The 18,507-nt window shown below is 40.0% G+C and carries 19 protein-coding genes; 13 read left to right on the plus strand and 6 right to left on the minus strand.

Translation table 11 applies throughout. The features are described from left to right. Positions 1-26: 26 nt before the first annotated feature. The 6 genes from DRED_RS09615 to DRED_RS09640 all read left to right on the plus strand — a co-directional run bounded on the left by DRED_RS09615 (position 27) and on the right by DRED_RS09640 (position 7,015). Positions 27-965, plus strand: a complete 939-nt coding sequence (locus DRED_RS09615; protein ID WP_011878133.1) for a D-alanine--D-alanine ligase — start codon at positions 27-29, stop codon at positions 963-965. A gap of 298 nt (positions 966-1,263) precedes the next feature. After that, the gene (locus tag DRED_RS09620; protein ID WP_041274563.1) at positions 1,264-1,458 is read left to right on the plus strand and encodes a hypothetical protein; all 195 of its coding nucleotides are present in this window, start codon (positions 1,264-1,266) and stop codon (positions 1,456-1,458) included. A gap of 29 nt (positions 1,459-1,487) precedes the next feature. Beyond that, positions 1,488-4,286, plus strand: coding sequence for a UPF0182 family membrane protein (locus DRED_RS09625; RefSeq protein ID WP_011878134.1), 2,799 nt, complete (start codon positions 1,488-1,490; stop codon positions 4,284-4,286). Positions 4,287-4,392: 106 nt separating this feature from the next. Further along, positions 4,393-5,469 carry a 6-phosphofructokinase gene (locus DRED_RS09630; RefSeq protein ID WP_011878135.1) on the plus strand — a complete coding sequence of 359 codons (1,077 nt, stop codon included), beginning with the start codon at positions 4,393-4,395 and terminating at the stop codon, positions 5,467-5,469. A 25-nt stretch (positions 5,470-5,494) separates the two neighbouring features. Then, complete coding sequence (locus DRED_RS09635) at positions 5,495-5,767, plus strand: late competence development ComFB family protein (protein WP_011878136.1); 273 nt, start codon at positions 5,495-5,497, stop codon at positions 5,765-5,767. Between the two features lie 75 nt (positions 5,768-5,842). Continuing rightward, positions 5,843-7,015, plus strand: a complete 1,173-nt coding sequence (locus DRED_RS09640) for a glycosyltransferase family 4 protein (RefSeq protein WP_011878137.1) — start codon at positions 5,843-5,845, stop codon at positions 7,013-7,015. 18 nt (positions 7,016-7,033) lie between these two features. Here the strand turns inward: DRED_RS09640 and DRED_RS09645 are convergent, their stop codons facing one another. Then, on the minus strand, positions 7,034-7,663 hold the full coding sequence (locus DRED_RS09645; protein ID WP_011878138.1) for a hypothetical protein: 630 nt from the start codon (positions 7,661-7,663) through the stop codon (positions 7,034-7,036). A 147-nt stretch (positions 7,664-7,810) separates the two neighbouring features. On the opposite strand from DRED_RS09645, the gene DRED_RS09650 reads away from it, so the two are divergent. From DRED_RS09650 to DRED_RS09660, 3 genes are all read left to right on the plus strand, one after another. Further along, positions 7,811-8,098 (plus strand): DVU0772 family protein, encoded by a 288-nt coding sequence (locus DRED_RS09650; RefSeq protein WP_011878139.1) that lies wholly within the window; start codon positions 7,811-7,813, stop codon positions 8,096-8,098. Between the two features lie 357 nt (positions 8,099-8,455). Next, positions 8,456-10,582 carry a transglycosylase domain-containing protein gene (locus DRED_RS09655; protein ID WP_011878140.1) on the plus strand — a complete coding sequence of 709 codons (2,127 nt, stop codon included), beginning with the start codon at positions 8,456-8,458 and terminating at the stop codon, positions 10,580-10,582. A gap of 74 nt (positions 10,583-10,656) precedes the next feature. After that, entirely contained in the window at positions 10,657-11,100 is a 444-nt protein-coding gene (locus DRED_RS09660; protein ID WP_041274564.1) for a GatB/YqeY domain-containing protein, read from the plus strand. Between the two features lie 107 nt (positions 11,101-11,207). Here the strand turns inward: DRED_RS09660 and DRED_RS09665 are convergent, their stop codons facing one another. Further along, positions 11,208-11,534, minus strand: a complete 327-nt coding sequence (locus DRED_RS09665; protein ID WP_011878142.1) for a hypothetical protein — start codon at positions 11,532-11,534, stop codon at positions 11,208-11,210. Between the two features lie 152 nt (positions 11,535-11,686). Between DRED_RS09665 and DRED_RS09670 the strand changes: the two genes are divergently transcribed. Next, positions 11,687-11,935, plus strand: coding sequence for a YgiT-type zinc finger protein (locus DRED_RS09670; RefSeq protein ID WP_011878143.1), 249 nt, complete (start codon positions 11,687-11,689; stop codon positions 11,933-11,935). A 149-nt stretch (positions 11,936-12,084) separates the two neighbouring features. Here the strand turns inward: DRED_RS09670 and DRED_RS09675 are convergent, their stop codons facing one another. Both DRED_RS09675 and DRED_RS09680 read right to left on the minus strand, forming a co-directional pair. Further along, positions 12,085-12,882, minus strand: coding sequence for an ABC transporter permease (locus tag DRED_RS09675; protein WP_011878144.1), 798 nt, complete (start codon positions 12,880-12,882; stop codon positions 12,085-12,087). A 9-nt stretch (positions 12,883-12,891) separates the two neighbouring features. Continuing rightward, positions 12,892-13,533 carry an ABC transporter ATP-binding protein gene (locus DRED_RS09680; protein WP_011878145.1) on the minus strand — a complete coding sequence of 214 codons (642 nt, stop codon included), beginning with the start codon at positions 13,531-13,533 and terminating at the stop codon, positions 12,892-12,894. A gap of 344 nt (positions 13,534-13,877) precedes the next feature. On the opposite strand from DRED_RS09680, the gene DRED_RS09685 reads away from it, so the two are divergent. After that, a complete protein-coding gene (locus DRED_RS09685; RefSeq protein WP_011878146.1) occupies positions 13,878-14,243 on the plus strand; it encodes a hypothetical protein in 366 nt (121 codons plus the stop codon). Here DRED_RS09685 and DRED_RS09690 read toward each other — a convergent pair. Beyond that, on the minus strand, positions 14,240-15,562 hold the full coding sequence (locus DRED_RS09690; protein ID WP_011878147.1) for a hexokinase family protein: 1,323 nt from the start codon (positions 15,560-15,562) through the stop codon (positions 14,240-14,242). The genes DRED_RS09685 and DRED_RS09690 overlap by 4 nt on opposite strands. A 281-nt stretch (positions 15,563-15,843) precedes the next feature. On the opposite strand from DRED_RS09690, the gene DRED_RS09695 reads away from it, so the two are divergent. Together DRED_RS09695 and DRED_RS09700 are read left to right on the plus strand one after the other, a co-directional pair. Continuing rightward, a complete protein-coding gene (locus tag DRED_RS09695) occupies positions 15,844-16,104 on the plus strand; it encodes a hypothetical protein (protein WP_011878148.1) in 261 nt (86 codons plus the stop codon). Positions 16,105-16,169: 65 nt separating this feature from the next. Next, a complete protein-coding gene (locus tag DRED_RS09700; RefSeq protein WP_011878149.1) occupies positions 16,170-17,726 on the plus strand; it encodes an ABC-F family ATP-binding cassette domain-containing protein in 1,557 nt (518 codons plus the stop codon). A gap of 62 nt (positions 17,727-17,788) precedes the next feature. On the opposite strand, the gene DRED_RS09705 is transcribed toward DRED_RS09700, so the two are convergent. Next, positions 17,789-18,322 (minus strand): CBS domain-containing protein, encoded by a 534-nt coding sequence (locus DRED_RS09705; RefSeq protein ID WP_238442490.1) that lies wholly within the window; start codon positions 18,320-18,322, stop codon positions 17,789-17,791. Between the last annotated feature and the right edge of the window lie 185 nt (positions 18,323-18,507).

Here is an 18,507-nt window from a genome sequence, read left to right on the forward strand (position 1 = left end):
TTTTATTTACTAGGAGGTGGAGGGAATTGGCATTGCGTATAGGAGTTTTATGCGGTGGACGTTCCGCAGAAAGAGAGGTTTCCTTAAGGAGTGGTGAAGCAGTTTATCAAGCTTTAATGGCAGCAGGCTACAATGATGTAGTAAAAATAGATGTAGGTTATGATTTAGTAGAGCAGTTAAAGGGAAATGAGATTCAAGTTGCATTTTTAGCTCTCCATGGAAAATATGGTGAAGATGGCACCATTCAAGGCCTGCTGGAAATGCTGGACATTCCATATACTGGGAGTGGGGTACTTGCCAGTGCTTTAGCTATCAACAAAATAGCTACAAAAAAAATATTTAAGATGGAAGGAATACCAACGCCTGCCTTTTCGGTGATAACAAAAAAAGAAGTGGAGGATAAAAGCTTACAAGAAGCTGCCCTTCGAGCAATAAAAGAGGTGGGTGTGCCAGCAGTGGTTAAAGCGAATACCCAAGGCTCCACCATCGGTATTACATTTGTTCATGTGAAAGAAAAAATGGCTGAGGCCATTGAATCTGCCTTAAAGTATGACCAAGATGTACTGGTGGAACAGTTTGTTGCAGGGACTGAAGTTACAGCCTCGGTTCTAGGCAATAATAGCCCTGAAGCTTTACCTTTGATCGAAATCACCTCTGTAACTGGAGTCTATGATTATCAATCCAAATACACACCTGGCATGAGTGATCATATCATACCACCACGGTTACCCCAAGATATTCAGGAAAAAATAAAGGAACTGGCCATTAAAAGTTTTTTATCCCTTGGGTGTAGGGGACTTGGCCGCATAGACTTTATTATAAGAGATAATCAACCCTACGCTCTTGAGGTTAATACCTTACCGGGCATGACCGCAACCAGTTTGTTCCCTGATGCTGCAAATTATGCAGGAATAAGTTTCCCAGAATTAACAGATCGTCTGATTAAACTGGCTTTGGAACAATAACCTTGAAGTTTTGCTTCAAAGAGTCTTTAAGAAAAAAAGGCGGGATTTTCCCGTCTTTTTTTGGCATATAGGCAAACAGGTTCTAAGGTTCTCCTCAAATGGGTGGACTTACTTTATCCGAGGTTTACCAGACCCATATATTGGTGAAAATAAATTATATTAACAAAAAAACATATCCTTTATATTTAGGTTGTGATATTTATTGCTTTATGAAAAAGCAAGCAGGATTTTTTTACCCTGTAAAGAATTGTCTTACTAATCTGCCCATTTCGGGCGTACTTTACGGGGGGTGGCAGCTATGGAGAACAAAGAGAAAGAGTTGCGGTGTATCATATGCGGCAGGGTAATTGTTATGGAAAAGAGTAGCGATCCCTGGGAGGAAGAGGATGATTTTATTCCCAAGCCTAAAAAATCAATATCCTTTTGCCAACTTTGCGAAGCAAAACTCAGAAAAGAATCGGACGATCAAATGAAAGGGACAAAACCCATGTAAATCAGTAATTTTAAGCCGGAGGTGTTGTCGTGAGAGGGAAGTCTCGGTTTTCCCTCGGCCTAGTCATTTTAGCAGGAGCTTTATTGTTTTCCCTGATAGGCTGGGGTGCTGGACTCTATATCGAGTGGTTGTGGTTTAAGACCCTTAATTATCAACAGGTTTTTTTAACAAGGCTCACATCGGAAATAGGACTGAGGGTTCTGGTAGGAATTATTATGTTCCTACTCTTGCTGATCAACTTGATGTTGACTCGCAAATCAGTCTTGAAAGCAGTTGAATCTGCCAAGGCATTTCGACCTTTTCAACGGGATGACGACAATGTAATTACAATTAATCCAAACCCTCAAATAGACTGGAGAGAACAAATAACACCAGGCCGATTAACCTTGGCTTTTACCTTGCTTAGTATGGCTCTGGGTTTCTTATATAGTTCATCTGTTGCCGGTGATTGGGTAACTATCCTACAGTATTTTAATCAATCTTCTTTTAACATAACTGACCCAATTTTTAATAAAAATTTAGGTTTCTATTTCTTTAGTTTACCGTTTTGGCATATTGTCTATCGAATATTGGCCTCTGCAATATTCCTCAACATTGTTTTAGTGGCATTGGTTTATCTTGTAACCGATACAGCCCGTGGAGGACTGGCAAAAATATTCCGTTTCCCCTCGGCCAGATACCATCTTTCTGTTTTGGCAGCTTTATTTTTTGTCATAAAATCCTGGGGTTATCGTTTAGATCAATATGATCTGCTCTATTCGTCCACGGGTGTTGTACACGGGGCCGGTTATACAGATATTCACGCCACCTTGTTAGCTTATAAAGCTTTGATGATTCTCAGTTTGGTCACCGCAATCATCATTATTGCTAACATTTTCTTGAATCGTTTTCGTTTAACAGCCTATGCCATCGGTGGCTTACTGGTAACTTCCATCCTTCTCGGTTCAGTCTACCCGGCAATAATTCAAAAATTTGTGGTATTACCTAACGAATTTAACCGTGAGATACCCTATATTGCCAATAATATCAAATTTTCCCAGCAGGCCTATAATCTTGACAAAATAGAACAAAAGGACTTTCCTGCAGGGAGAACCCTGCAAGCCAAGGACATTCAGGAAAATAAAAATACAATCGATAATATTAGGCTATGGGATTGGCAACCACTTCGTCAAACCTATAGTCAACTTCAAGAAATGCGTCTTTATTATGAATTCAAGAATATTGATATAGACCGTTATGCAATAGACGAAGAGTATCGACAGATTATGATAGCTGTCCGAGAGATGAACCAGGACCAGTTGCCGCAACAGGCTAAAACTTGGATCAATCAAAGGTTAAAGTATACCCATGGCTACGGAATTGCCATGAGTCCGGTAAATGAGGTCTCAGGAGAAGGTTTACCACACTTCTTTCTCAAAGATATTCCACCTGTTGCCTCAACCAATATTAAAATTAATAGGCCGGAAATTTACTATGGTGAATCCGATGACGGCTATGTCATCGTAAATACAAAAACTGATGAATTTGACTATCCCAAGGGAGACGGCAATTCTTACAGTAAATATGAAGGTGACAGCGGCGTTAAAGTAAATTCTTTTTTTCGCAAATTACTGTTTGCCTTTACATTTGCTGACTATAAATTGTTATTTACAGGTGATATAACAAATGAGAGTCAAGTCCTCTTTTATCGGAATATCAAAGAAAGAATACCAAAAATCGCACCTTTCTTAAGTTACGATGCGGATCCCTATCCTGTTATCAATAATCAGGGTGAAATTTATTGGATGTGGGATGCCTATACCATTAGTAATATGTACCCCTATTCAGAACCCTTTGACGACAGGGGTAACAACTATATACGAAATTCCGTAAAAGTTACCATGAATGCTTACAACGGGTCAGTTAATTTTTATATCTCGGATGCAGAGGATCCGATCATTAAAACCTATGCCAAGATATTCCCGGGCATGTTCAGACCATTATCCGAAATGCCGGAGGACCTTAAAAAACACATACGCTATCCAGAAGATATGTTCCTTGTTCAGTCCCGGATGTATTCCCTGTATCATATGACAGACCCCCAGGTATTTTATAACAGGGAGGACAAGTGGACATTACCTACGGAGAAAGTAGGAGAAGAAGAAAAGGCCATGGACCCCTATTACACCATCACAGTGTTACCAGGGGAGAAAAATCCAGAATATCTCTTGATCATGCCCTTTAACCCTCAGAACAAGAAAAATATGATTGCATGGCTGGGAGCACGCTCGGACGGAGAAAACTATGGCAAAATGGTTGTCTATGAGTTTCCTAAACAGGAACTGGTATACGGACCCATGCAAATAGAAGCCAGAATTGATCAAGATACAACTATATCCCAACAGCTATCCCTTTGGGATCAACGGGGTTCTTCGGTTATTCGAGGGAATTTGTTGGTTATCCCTGTAGAAGATTCACTGCTATATGTGGAACCTCTGTATCTACAATCCGAGCAAAGTAAAATGCCAGAATTACGTAGGGTCATTGTAGCTTCCGGAGATAAAATTGTTATGGAGCCAACCTTAGAATTGGCTTTACAGAAGATTTACGGTGAAGGTGCTGTCTTGAAAGACCGTCCCCAGCAGGGTGTGCCGCCTGCCACAGATCAACCCGCTGGACAACAACCAGCACCCGAAAAGACTGTAAAGGAACTGGCAGCGGAAGCAAACCGGCTTTATGACGATGCCCAGGCTAAACTTAAGGCAGGGGATTGGGCTGGTTATGGCCAATCCTTAAACCAACTGAAAGACATTTTAACTAAATTGCAGAATCAATCATTTTCTCAATAATTAAAAGGGCTGCGAAATGCAGTCCTTTGATTATCTTCATTGTATTTTAACTTTGTGCATTTTGTGACAACCATGGTAAAATAAGTTAAAAACGCGAGGTGATACGATGATTAAACGTGTAGCTGTACTTACCGGAGGGGGTGATGCCCCGGGCCTTAACGCAGTTATCCGAGCCATCGTCAAAACTGCCATTCGGGAATATGGTGTAGAAGTTATTGGTTTTCGCGACGGGTTTAAAGGAGTTATGGAAAAACTTGTGACTCCACTCTCAGAGCGGGAGGTGTCTGGTATATTACCCCGAGGTGGCACCATTCTTGGTACCACGAACCGCGATAACCCCTTTCATTTCCAAGTTGGCGAAGGAGTATATGAAGATCGATCCGACCAATGCATCGATATTATTAATCAGTATGCAGATGCATTAATTATCATAGGTGGAGATGGATCTCTGTCCATTGGCTTTGAGCTAGCCCAAAAGGGATTAAATATTGTGGGATGTCCTAAGACCATTGATAATGATTTAGCAGTGGGAGAAGCCAAGACCTTTGGATTTGACACCGCCTATGCCTTTGCCACAGAAGCCCTGGACAGATTACACTCCACAGCAGAATCCCACCACCGTATTATTGTATTGGAAGTCATGGGCCGCTATGCAGGCCATATAGCACTGCATTCGGGTATTGCAGGGGGAGCTGATATCATCCTGCTTCCAGAAATCCCCTTTAGCTACGACAATATTATAAAGAAATTAGAAGAGCGACAGAATCAGAATAAGCGGTTTAGTCTAGTGGTGGTGGCAGAAGGGGCTAAAACTCGGGAAGGGGAACTGGTGGTACAAAATTATGTATCCCAAAGTCCAGATCCCATTCGTCTGGGGGGCATTGGAGAAGTTGTGGCTAAGGAGTTGGAGAGGCTAACCGGCATTGAATGTCGTGTTACAGTACTGGGACATTTGCAGAGGGGAGGCAGTCCAACCCCCCATGATCGCATTCTTGCCACCCGATATGGCGTTGCTGCCATGGACCTTGTTGCTCAGGGCAAATTTGGTTCAGTGGTAGCGCTGGCCGGTGATAGTCTAAAACCTATCCCCTTAGCTGAAGTTGCCAAGGGCATAAGAAAGGTTAATACCGCAGGTGATTTACTGAAGTGTGCCAAAAAAATTGGTATATCCTTTGGTGATTAGATATTTTTTAGGGGTGATAACGAATATGATCAAAAATTATATTGAACTAGCCGTAGAAGATATGTTGGATGATGTATTTATTAAATATGCAGCAAAAAACCCCGGCACTTGCACTTGCCCAAGATGCCGTTTAGATGTTATGGCAATTGCCCTTAACAATCTGCCAACGCGCTATGTGGTAACCGACGAGGGGGGAATCTATACTAAGGTGGCTATGGAACAAGTGGGGGGACGGGCCCAGGTTGTTGCAGCAATTCTAAATGGTATTCAGATTGTCCAAAAGAATCCAAGACATTAACACATAGGATATGTCTAGAAAAACACTTCAATTGTTAATACTCTTAGTAGCATTATCATGTTAGGAGTGTTTTCCATGAGAATCGGTATATTTACTGACAGCTACAAACCCTATATTAGCGGAGTTGTACGATCCATAGAGCTTTTTACATCAGAATTTGAACAGATGGGACACGAGGTAATTATTTTTTCCCCCAACTATCCGGGGGTAGAAAAAGAAAAGAATGTCTATCGATTTCCCTCGGTGCCGTCTCTGGCCCATGATGATTTTTACCTTGCCCTGCCTTTTTCATGGGGCTTAAAAAACTTCATTAAAGAGAAACCCCTTGACATTGTACATGTTCATTCACCCTTTATTCTGGGTCGGCTAGGTGCCAGGTTAGCAAAAAGAATGGGTATTCCATTAGTTTTTACCTATCATACGTTATATGACCAATATACCCATTACGTACCCTTGGGTAAAGATTTTAGCAAACAAATTACCCGTAAAATGTGTGTGAATTTTTGCAACCGTTGCCATTTAGTAATCACACCAACTGAAATAATATCTCATCATATCAAAAACATGGGGGTAACATCTCCGGTTAACTGGTTACCCACCGGGATTGATCTATCTGAATTTTCCAACTCAGATAGGCACTGGCTTAAAAATACTTATAAAATAAACCCCCATGATATTGTAATGCTCTTTGTGGGTCGGGCCGGCAAGGAAAAGAATATCCCCTTTATAATTAAAAGTTTTTCACTGGTTCATAAACAACATCCCCACACTAAATTATTCCTAGTAGGAGAGGGTCCTGAATTAGATAACTTGAAAAACCTCGTCAAAAGCCTTCAGCTAGAGGATAGTGTAATATGGACCGGCAAACTACAACGTGAGGAATTAATAAAAGCCTACTGTGGGGCGGATCTGTTTGTATTTGGTTCCTTAACAGAAACCCAGGGATTGGTCATCGCAGAAGCAAAGGCAGCCGGTTTACCAGTAATTGCGGTAGATGCCTTCGGTGTATCCAATATGGTCTCTCATGAAGAAGATGGGTTTTTAGTACAACCAGATATCCAAATGTTTTACCAAAAAATAACACAGCTAATAAACAATCCAGATTTAAGGAGAAAGATGAGTACAAATGCTCTCCGTAATGTACAAAAAATATCTTCCCATCAATGTGCCAAAAAGCTAGAAAACTACTATAATGAGCTTAAAATTAAAGCCATGGTTGAAAAACAAAGGAAAGAAGCTTTGCTATAAACAGCAATTGAGGAAGCCCTACTGGGGATCTTGATTGCTGCTAGATAAAATATCTTGTTTAATTTTTTTTAAGGTCTCAATGACTTCGTCCACTTGATCACCGTACATTTCAAAACTTATACTTTGTCGGTTTCTGTTATCCATGTTATCCTTTGTGGTAAGTTTGACCATTACAGTTTCCAGGGAATCATACCGATCAGTAGCAGGTTTTACTACTTTTTGAGCAATGAATTGATCCAATACATTTCCAATGGACGTGCTATAAAAAGCATAGGCATTATGAAGCCTGTTGTTTAAGATAAATTTCTTTACAGTGCTAATTTTCTTTTGCAATGTGCCATGAACTGCTTTTCCGGCATCTTGGGCTTGGTTTAGCATCGTAAGTTCTTGATTCTCCAGCAACTTTAACGTAATGTCGATCACTTCATCTGTTATGGACTGAACCCTTTCCACAGAGTATTGGGCAAAGGCCCTTTGCACTTCTGGTGTAGTAGCGAAGGTTATGGCACAATCTGTATAATTGAAGGAGATGGTAGCCAGCCCTCTTTTTAACAATTCACCAATAATTTCTGTAATATTAACAAATAAATCTGTATTTTTGTTAACCATTTCCTGCTCCAGATTGACTACTTTTGTTTGTTCTATCATAAAGAAGAACTCCTCCTTGCTAAGATAATTACTGACTTATTATTCCCTTTAAAACAATATAAATAAGAGTTGTCACAAACTTATAAAGGATTTAAAATGTTTTTATGGAAGTATTGTTAGAGCTATGACAATGAGAGGGGATGTAGTATGACATTACCAATTCTAAAAGCACTGATTGATTGGGACTATAATTTTGAAAATGAATTTAAACATCGGGACAAAGGATATACCTTTGTTATAGATGCCTGGGAATCTCCTAAACTATCCCTATATAAATTTACTCCCTTTGGTATTAAATGTGATCATTTGGAGACACAACCTCCTCAGGAGATGTTGGTGGCAGCTATCCAAGGACAAGAAGTATCAAAGGAAAAGGTATATCGTATTAATCAGGAAATCAAATCTTGGATTGAGAAAAATATCTTAAAAGATTAATTTCTCATCCTGTTATTTTGCCAAGGTAGTATGCCAAGGTAGTAAGGGACAACTTTTAAATCATATCTTATCATAATACAAGCCCAGCCATAGTTAGAGTTAGGGAGGTGTATATTCCTTGATCAGAGCTCTTTGTAGTTTTTTAAAAGTTTTTTCGGTTAGCCCTATTATAGAACTTATCATCTTTTCAGCTTTGGTAGGCTTGGTATTCCTATTTCAAATTGCCCTTTAATATTTTGTTTTGTATTAACCGACTTATGTCGGTTTTTTTATTTTTACGTTCAATTAAAGCCCCCGCTGGAATATATATTAAATATCTTGATTAGAAAATCTGTTATTTTTGGGGGGAGAAACACTTTGGAGCAGGAATCATTGAATAAAGAGCAAAGGACAAAAAAGCATAAATATTTTCTCGTTTCTGCAGTTGCATTTCTAGTCCTACTTTGTTCCTTATCCATTTGGACAGTGCTGAAATACAATCGGGTATCAAACCAGTATGGCCTGGATTCTTTTCAATATAAAAAAAGTCAGAGAAGCGTTATTTACTCGGCCGACGGGGTTGTGCTGACTTATCTTTATCACCAAAATAGAGACTATGTATCAATAGACCAGATTTCACAGCCAATGCAACAGGCCATTATTGCCATAGAAGACCACCGATTCCATGAGCATTTTGGGATTGATGTCATCGGTACCACAAGGGCACTCTACATAGATTTAATTTCTGGAGAGGCCCTTGAAGGCGGCAGCACCATTACCCAGCAATTAGTTCGAAATTTATTCTTATCATCAGAAAAAACACTCTCAAGAAAGATAACTGAAATGTTTCTTGCCATTAAAATGGAGGATCGATTTACCAAGGAAGAAATTTTGGAAATGTACTTAAATGAAATTTATTTTGGCAACGGATGCTATGGCATAGAAACAGCAGCATTAAAATATTTTGGCAAACATGCCAGCGAACTAAGTTTGCTGGAAGCCACAATGCTGGCAGGTATCCCCCAAGCACCTAGTAAATTAGATCCTATATATCATGCCCCAGAGAACCGGGCCCGCCAAAAGGATACACTGAAGAGAATGGTAGAATTATCATACATCACCAAGGAAGAGGCACATAACATACTCCAAAAAGAGATTTCCATTAAAAAACCAGATCGAAATGAAACCAGCACAGATTATAAATTCCCCTATTTTACCACCGAGGTTATCCGACAACTTGTTGATCGATATGGCAAGGAAAAAGTGTACAACGGTGGATTAAAGATTGTTACAACCCTAGACTCCCGTGCCGCTGCCATAGCAGAAGAACTGGCTCGAAAAAAAATAAAACAATTTAAAGAATCAGGGATTTCCGCCTATAATATTTCTATTGTCTCAATTAACAACCAAGACGGGGCCGTAATTTCCTTGGTGGGTGGCAGTGATTTTAATCGTGACCAGAATAATTTAGCGATCATCCCCAGACAGCCTGGTTCAGCCATCAAACCCCTTCATTACGCAGGGGCCCTTGACAAAGGTATCATAAACGAAAATGCCCTTCTAAATGCCAGTTCAAGAAGTTTTGGTAAATATTATGTCTCTTCCAATGTAAAGGCCAACGTTTCAGTTTGTGTGGCACTGAAAAATTCTATGAACGTGCCGTCAGTTGAAGTGGTAAATGCCCTTGGCATTCAAAAAACCATAGAAAACTTAAAAAGGTTTGGTATCACTACCATCAGCCAAAATGACTACAATCTGGCCATTGCCCTGGGAGGTATGTATAACGGCATTAAGCCCCTGGAGCTAGCCGCTGCCTATACAACATTCGCCCATGCAGGCATTTACAATAAACCATACATGATAAAAACTGTGGAAGAAGAGAATGGAAGTATTCTTTATCGTCACCAACCAGAAAACAAACAAATTATTTCTCCTCGAACAGCCCAGTTAATAACCCAAATGCTTGTGGAGGTGGTTCGGGGCGGCACCGGAACCAGAGCGAATATATCTGGTAACGAGGCAGGAAAAACAGGCACTACCAATGATAGCCGTTGTTTATGGTTTGTGGGATTTAATCAAGATGTATCCACTGCAGTTTGGATTGGTAATAGTAACAATCAGCCGGTTTATGGCTTCCATGGCGGAGACCTGGCGGCACCTATATGGCGAGAATACACCGCCACATTAATCCAAAAACAAATTATTCATAAATCAGTTCGAATCTATCAGACAGTATTACCCATTAAACAAGTCTATGTTGAGCAGAATATTGAGAAAGATGAGCCGATGGAGGGCGAAAAGGGTAATAAAGCAGAAGATAACCAAACAAATGCGGGCAATGATACCCAAACCGATGAAAATAGTCAAAATACGCCCCCAAACAATAATGAAAATACAACTCCAGTTCAACCAGAGAACCAGGCACCTCTACCTGTAAGTTCCCCCACAGAAACCCCTGCAGTTCTGGACCAAGCAACAAGCAACACCGGCCTAGGGACTACTTAATAGGCAGTGTACTTGGTATCTTTACCCTATAATGTTATAATAATTAATAATTGTATATTACCTTGAGAGGATGAATTCCATTGAAGAACCAATTAATGAATGATATGAAGGCGGCCATGAAGGCTAAGGATAAATTAAAGGTAGATACCATTCGCATGGCCAATGCAGCGATTAAGAATGCAGAAATTAATGGCAGAAAAGAGCTCACAGAGAGCCAAGTAGTCGACATCATAGCAAAGGAAATTAAAATGCGTAGAGATGCCTTGGAAGAATATAAAAAGGCAAATCGGCCCGAAGATGTTGATAAACTAGAACAAGAAATTAATATATTGATGGAATATATGCCCACTCAACTTTCAGAAGAAGAATTAACAACCATTATAAAAGAAACCATTCAGCAAACAGGAGCACAAAGCCCAAAGGATATGGGCAAGTTAATGGGGGCTCTCATGCCAAAGGTGAAGGGAAAGGCGGACGGTAAACTGGTCAGCAGTATTGTTAAAGATTTGCTGGGTTAGATTATATAATTATTTTAATTTTTCCAATAAACAAAGCATCCCGAACACCACATGTGATCCGGGATGCTTTGTTTATTGTTTAGAAAAACTTGGTTGCTTGTGCCCTTTTATGCTAATATATAAAATTTTCCGTTTTCTTTTTTTACTTTGCCTTCCACCACAAGTCTGTTAACAACATCTGCCAGAACTCCCATTTGTTTAATCCCTGCATATTTCATAATAGAACTTTTCCTTGCCTCTGGTCCCAGCTCTATAATTGCTAAGAATACTGCTTCTTTTTTTGAAGCAAGAAAATCTTCCACATATTGATGAGCCTTTTGGGTAAACTGCATATTTTCCGTCAAATAACCTTGTTTTTTCAAGGCTATGACCTCACAATCCTCGGGTAAATGATCCATCATTAAATTTACATATAATTGTTCCTTTTCATCCATAAATCAACACCCCCATGTGAACTATTTTGTAGTATAAAATTTGATTTTCCATGGTAAGTTTCCTGCAAGGTCTAAAACACTTTCCACCAAAAAGGGGAAGTGGAATCTATGGAGAATTAAATATTTAAACATTTAGTCGGGGAGGTGGCGGAATGAATTGTTCCTGCGGCGGTACCATGAAAGATACAAAAGAAATATATCCTGCCAAGTGGGGAGAATACCAGGTAGACATTAAGGGTGTAAAGGCATATCGTTGTGACGCCTGTGGCAAGTTGCTCTACGAACCCGAGGAAATTAATCTATTACTAAATCTTACTGTTTTATTGTCTGGTCTTTCCAAGGAGAAAAGGCCGAAGGTAATAGACTTTGAAAAATTTAGATCTTCACAACTAATTGATTAGTAAATATGAAAAAATAAACGCTTGCCAAGTCTCCGACTGACAAGCGTTTATTTTTTTAGCAAGTCAGAAAGTATAAAACTTTCCAACTTGCATAAGGGCAACTAAGGCTTACGCCGTCGCCTAAAGGCTTGGCGTAAGCCAAGTTTTCTTTAACGACTGTATAAAAGATGGGGTTGCAAAGCACCATCGCTGGTAAAGAGTTTTTTGTAGGATAGCCCTACCATAATAAGACAACCTATGGCAACGGCTGTTGCAATCATTAACATTACAACAATTTGATAACGAACCGCTTCTCTGGGATCTGCCCCGCCCAGTATTTGCCCTGTCATCATCCCGGGTAAACTGACTAAACCAACCACCATTAAGGAATTAATGGTCGGGGTCATACCCGCCCGAATGGCCTCCCGAACGCTAGAGCGAACAGCTTCCCAGGGAGTTGCCCCAAAGGTTAGCAGGGCTTCAATTTCCCCTGAGCGAGCTCTTACCTCTCCGTAAAGGCGGTCGAGGGAAAGGGCAATACCATTCATTGAATTACCTAATATCATACCAAAAATAGGAATGGCGATGCGGGCAGAGTACCAGGGGTCCGGCGCAATAATCAACCCTGTCACAAAGGAACCCACTAGATAAGTGCTGGCTGAAAGAGATAAAAAGGCCAGGGTGGTGGGGTAATTTGGAACATTGGGTGTTCTTTTTACCGCAGCCCGAGCAGCGAAATAACACATAAAAGTAATAATACCAACAACAAGCCAAAGTTTATTAATGGCAAAGATATAGGTCAGAGCATACCCTACCAAGGTGAGTTGCACAAAGGTACGTACCGTTCCCCAAAGTAAGGACTTTAACAGCCCCAACTTAAGAAAGGAAGCGATCCCCCCGGTTATCATAATCAGAACAACAGAAAAAGCCAATTGTAAATTAGAAATGGGAATGGTTGAATTGTCCATAAAAACCTCCTAACTAGGAACTATATCCAAAAAAGAAACCCAATCTAGAGTCTGGTAATCATGATTGTGAGAGATCAGCATAGCAGCACGCCCGGGAGTCTTTAACCATTTTTTTAACAATGAGTAAAATACCTCTCTGGCTTGATCATCCAGGGCCGCAGTGGGTTCGTCCAGCAGTAAGATGGCAGGATCAATCAGCATGGCTCTAATCAGTGCTACCCTTGCGGCTTCGCCCCCGGATAGTGTTTTGGCATCTTGTTCCCAAAGGGCAGGGGGCAAAAGCAACTGTTCCATGAGGTCCTGCGCCAGCTTGATTTTAAAAACTTTATCACTATGTATTCTTATTTCAAAGGGCCTTGCCAGATTACTGGCTATTGTTCCATCAAAGAGAACTGTTTTCTGTGCAAGATAGTGCACCTGGCAGCGCCAGTACGGTGGCGGAATATGGTCCCAGCTTTCTCCCCGGAGATGGACTCTGCCACCTTTGTTTGTTTGTAGTTTGGCCAGAATTCTCATTAGTGTTGATTTTCCTGCCCCCGAGGGTCCTCTAACCACCAACACCTCTCCTTCGTGCAAAGAACCCGAAACGTTTATATGACGCACAGGATCTATGCCGAGATCATAGGAAATATGTTCAAAAGCAAATAACAATACAATCTCCCCTCTTAAATATCTTTAACCCCTCAAAATACAGTCTCTTTATCCTTGACTTTCTCAATCTAACATAAATTAAGCAGAACTTCTATAACAAAGGACCAGAATTCCTTCAATAATTTTACCCACTAACCCAGACCAACTTTTACCGAAAAATTCCTTTTATTATATATCTGAATAAAAGGAATTTTCTCACATGCAAAGAATAATCTATCCAAAACCATTTTCGCAACCCAAAACCCTGTCTTGGTTTGTGAAAAATCGCAATCAAAGAGACATCAGTGAACCACCCGGAAAATCTCCTGTTTTCTGAAAGTTAAAAAACAGAAGGAGGGTTTGTATTGACTGATAATACTAGCAAAAAGGATTGTGTATTGGGTTTTATACAATTAATAAAAGAGACTGCCCCCAAAGAGATGACAAGAATATTCACCCAGGGAGGATGCTACCGTTTCCATTTAATCCTAAAGGTTGTATTTCCCGAAGCAAAACCCTATAAAGTGGGTTTTTGCCGAAACCCTAAACAAATGGGGAGAGAGGATTTTATCCCCCTTCATGTCATTAGCAAAATAGGTAACCGTTTCTATGATATAAACGGAGAGTTTAAGCTAAAAAACCAGAAAAGATATAATATATTGGCAGAGATGACCGAAGCTGATATAAATCAGGCCGAGAAATTTAGTTTTGTTATCAAGCGTATCATTTAGTTGCCCTTGACTTGCAGGGATTTCATTCTTGCTGCAGCAATGGCAGCCCCTACACCCGAAGCATCTCTTATATATTTCAACACTATATTAGCCGCTTTATCTTCATATATGTTGCTAAAGATTTCAAGGATGCCTTGCAAAAAAAAGGGCATGTTTTGAAACATTGAACCATCAATACCAATAACCTGTCGGGACTTAAGCTCTGGATCAATATGCTGCAATACCCCTAAAAAGGTTGCAGCAATTAAACGGGATGCCCTGCAAATTACCGTTTGTGCAATGCACCGCAGGGCGATCAATTCATCCGCCGAAGGACTTTTGACACACCATTTTACACCAACCCAATGGGCTAAATCCAACAGATCATCTGGTTTGTGGTTACCCCGGATCATTAATGAAACCTCCGGCGCTTGGATGGAAAATGGCTCATCAATGCCATTAATACCCCTTGAAAAAAGCATTTTTTCAGCTACGAAATCCAAAATAATTAAGCGAACAATCTCACCAACATACCGACCCGATACCGCTTTCTCAAGCTGTTGCAGATTAGGCTGTTCACTGGCTTCATTTAACACCAGGTCAAAGGTTGTCAGCGGAAATTTATTAAAATTACCCGATTCCATATTTATAATCACCGGACCTGCCGCAGCCTCCAAGTAACAAGTATTATGTCCTGTGCCACAAATGGAACCTATATTGGCACAGTCATTCCCGTAGGCAGCTGTCAGAAGCGTGGCTGTGGTATCATTGATAATTGACAAGGGTTGAACATTCCTTATCGATTTCCTTTTAAGAGCATTTTCCAGCAAAGACGTCACCTCTTTCCCCTCCGTCCCCGCTGTTTTAAATTCCTTTGTCCAATTGATTAAAATCGCCCGGGCAGGGTCGATTTGTTTGGTGGGAAAGGAAAAGGTGTGGCCCAGAAAATAATGTGTTTTGTTATCGATCAGCTTAACAATTTGCTCAACAATGAAATCAAATAATTCTTCCCCAGATGTACATTCTAAAGTATAGTCGTAACTTCCAGCTGGGTCACAAAGCATAACAGAATGGTTTTTTCTAATTCTGTAACGTCCTTTTCCTAAAAGTTCCACCAACTGAATTCGCACATTTGTTCCCCCGAAATCAACTGCAAGAAATTCACCCGTTTCTTGGCCTGTTGGGGGTGTTATAAAGGTATGTAGCATTTTGAGGGAACTATCCCCAGACTGGCCGGCAACCATCTCCGCCCGAAAATTCCGTGCAATATCATTGACCATGCCAAGGGATAGATAAAAATCCTTTTCAATCTGATTTAGTTTTCTTGCTAGTCTACCCACAAAAACCACCCCACTACAGAAAGAGATTATTTATTCAATCTTTATGCCAATAACCCTATTATACAAAAAACCTCTAATTAACAAACATACTCTCTTAGGAATATTATGGCGTCATACTTCAAGGCTTAATTATCAAGTTTAAAAACAACCCTCTACAAATAGTCATATTTTTGACATATACCATCAACATTGCAACTATTACAACACGATCGAACAATTTACTACCTTTTGGTTGTTGTTTTTTTCGGACATTATGATATAATTTCCAGGGTGATTTTTTTGTGAAAGAGCAAAAAGAAACTATTTTAAATAGCATGAGAGAAGCAATTGATCATAACCAACTAGACAAATTATGGAGATTAGCCGTAATAGATCCCTCGGGCTTTTTTTCATTACTTTGTACTAGGTATCTTTACAAAAAACGCATGGAAAAACTATATTTTCATCTTTCTTCCTTTGATCCTGTGAAAATGGACAAATTCCAACGCCTTATGCTTGCCCGAATAGAAAACGACCTGGGAACCGGGCTTTTTAGAAGGTAAATCTTCAAGGCCAAGCTCTTAGACTATAAGACTACAGAAATATTCAGGCGTAAAGGAGAAAGTATATGAGTTTATTAACTGTAGAAAATGTAACACATGGATTTGGCGGCAGAACCATTCTAGAGGATGCATCCTTTCGTCTTTTAAAAGGGGAGCATGTTGGCTTGGTTGGGGCCAACGGAGAAGGAAAGTCAACCTTCCTAAATATTATTACCGGCGAACTAACTCCCGACCAAGGGAAAGTGGAGTGGTCAAATCGTGTTACAGTTGGTTACTTAGATCAACATACAATATTAACCAGAGGCAAAACCATTCGTGAAGTTTTACGGGAAGCCTTTCGGAGCATGTTTGATCTGGAAGCGGAAATGCTTAAAATATATGAGAAAATGGGTGAAGCATCCACATCAGAAGTAAACCAGATGATGGAAGATGTAGGAGACATCCAGAATATACTTGAGCATAATGGTTTCTATACCATCGATGCGAAAATCGAAGAAATTAGTAATGGTTTAGGATTGTCAGATATTGGTTTGGATAAAGATGTTAGTGATTTGAGTGGTGGACAAAGAACCAAAGTTCTTCTAACAAAATTGCTCCTACAGAATCCTGCCATTTTAATTTTGGACGAACCAACAAATTACTTGGACTTTGAACATGTTGAATGGCTCAAGAGGTACCTCATAAACTACGAAAATGCCTTTATACTTGTTTCCCACGATGTGCCTTTTATGAATGATGTGGTCAATGTTATTTATCACGTGGAAAACAGTTTACTTACAAGATACACCGGAACTTACATTCAATTCCTACAGGCCCATGAATTAAAGAAACAGCAAGAACGCAAGGCCTACGAAAAGCAGCAAAAGGAAGTAGAAAGATTAGAGGATTTTATTGCCCGAAACAAAGCTAGGATTTCAACCACCGGTCGGGCCAAAAGTCGCCAGAAGCAATTGGAAAAGATGGATATTCTTGAAAAACCCAAAGAAAAAATAAAGCCAACCTTTCGGTTTACAGAAGCCAGGACTCCAGGTAGAATTATTTTTGAGGCAATAGACCTCGTTTTAGGGTATGCCGAACCCTTAACTCAACCCCTTAACATTACCTTAGAAAGAAACCAGAAGGTAGCCATCCGTGGGGTGAACGGATTAGGGAAATCTACTCTGTTAAAAACCTTGATGGGTGTTATCAAGCCCTATAACGGATATGTAAAATTAGGCGAGAGTATCTACCCGGGGTATTTCGAACAAGAAAGCAGCAGAGACAACGATAACACCGCCATGGAAGAAATCTGGAATGATTATCCAGGCCTTAGCAACTACGAAGTTCGGCAGGCCCTTGCCAAATGTGGTTTAACAAACGAACATATCACCAGCCAAATGATGGTATTAAGCGGTGGAGAAAATGCAAAGGTTCGGCTGTGCAAACTTATGCTCAAAGACGTAAACTGGTTGATACTGGATGAACCGACCAACCACCTGGATGTTGACGCAAAGGACGAATTGAAAAGGGCTCTGAAGGAGTTTAAAGGAACCGTTGTTTTAGTTTCTCACGAACCAGAATTCTATGAAGAATGGGTAACGGATATATGGAACCTTGAGGATTGGACAACTAAAATCGTCTAGCTTTATTTGGCACACACTCTTAAACCAGAGATTGTGTGCTTTTTTACTCCGGGTTACCCCCTTTATAAGAGTTCGTTAATCATACCAAAAACATCTTTGCTGCGAAGTATACCCACCAACCTTCCTGCCCCATTAATAACAGGGATCGAGTTTACTTTATGCTTAACCATTAACTCCACCGCACTCATAATGTCATTATCTGTTTTAACAGAAACCAATCTTCTGCTCCTCATTATCTTCTTTACAGGAATTCCTGCAGCTGATTTATAGGTTTCATCCAGAAAATAAAGCCAATAATAGGAGTTGAACACGTTTTCGTTCTCCTTCTTAACTAGAACCAGGGCCTCTAATATGGATTTTAAGGTTAAAATACCTACCAATTCTTTGTTTTGATTCACCACCAAGAGCGAGGCATGGCCATGGACATTTCCTTGTTCATCTAAAAAGAAGGATTTTTTCAAGGAATCAATCGCTTCTTTAACAGTGGCATTTTGATGAACAGTGGAGTACTCATGAATGGGAGTCATAACTTCCCGTACTGGTATTTTCTTCAGACTTACCAACCCCTTTGGCAAAACTTTATAAACCTTATACATTTATATAGATTTATGCTTAATTAAAAGGTGACATACATTGTTATTACTTTCAAGTCTTTTCTATAATTTGCCTGTGCTTAGATTAGAGAGAAATATCAAAATGTATGAGAAGGTTTTTAAAAAGGGAAGCTAGGGATAATCTAACTTTTATATTGAGGTGAGGAGATATCCATGAAAGAAAATGA

Origin of the sequence: Desulforamulus reducens MI-1 (genome assembly GCF_000016165.1) — a bacterium.
GTDB lineage: Bacteria > Bacillota > Desulfotomaculia > Desulfotomaculales > Desulfotomaculaceae > Desulfotomaculum > Desulfotomaculum reducens.

Coding starts and splice junctions, on each gene's coding strand:
- DRED_RS09620 (WP_041274563.1), top strand. CDS start 1,264: ATGGAGAACAAAGAGAAAGAGTTGCGGTGTATCATATGCGGCAGGGTA.
- DRED_RS09630 (WP_011878135.1), top strand. CDS start 4,393: ATGATTAAACGTGTAGCTGTACTTACCGGAGGGGGTGATGCCCCGGGC.
- DRED_RS09635 (WP_011878136.1), top strand. CDS start 5,495: ATGATCAAAAATTATATTGAACTAGCCGTAGAAGATATGTTGGATGAT.
- DRED_RS09640 (WP_011878137.1), top strand. CDS start 5,843: ATGAGAATCGGTATATTTACTGACAGCTACAAACCCTATATTAGCGGA.
- DRED_RS09645 (WP_011878138.1), bottom strand. CDS start 7,663: ATGATAGAACAAACAAAAGTAGTCAATCTGGAGCAGGAAATGGTTAAC.
- DRED_RS09650 (WP_011878139.1), top strand. CDS start 7,811: ATGACATTACCAATTCTAAAAGCACTGATTGATTGGGACTATAATTTT.
- DRED_RS09665 (WP_011878142.1), bottom strand. CDS start 11,534: ATGGATGAAAAGGAACAATTATATGTAAATTTAATGATGGATCATTTA.
- DRED_RS09670 (WP_011878143.1), top strand. CDS start 11,687: ATGAATTGTTCCTGCGGCGGTACCATGAAAGATACAAAAGAAATATAT.
- DRED_RS09675 (WP_011878144.1), bottom strand. CDS start 12,882: ATGGACAATTCAACCATTCCCATTTCTAATTTACAATTGGCTTTTTCT.
- DRED_RS09700 (WP_011878149.1), top strand. CDS start 16,170: ATGAGTTTATTAACTGTAGAAAATGTAACACATGGATTTGGCGGCAGA.
- DRED_RS09705 (WP_238442490.1), bottom strand. CDS start 18,322: ATGTATAAGGTTTATAAAGTTTTGCCAAAGGGGTTGGTAAGTCTGAAG.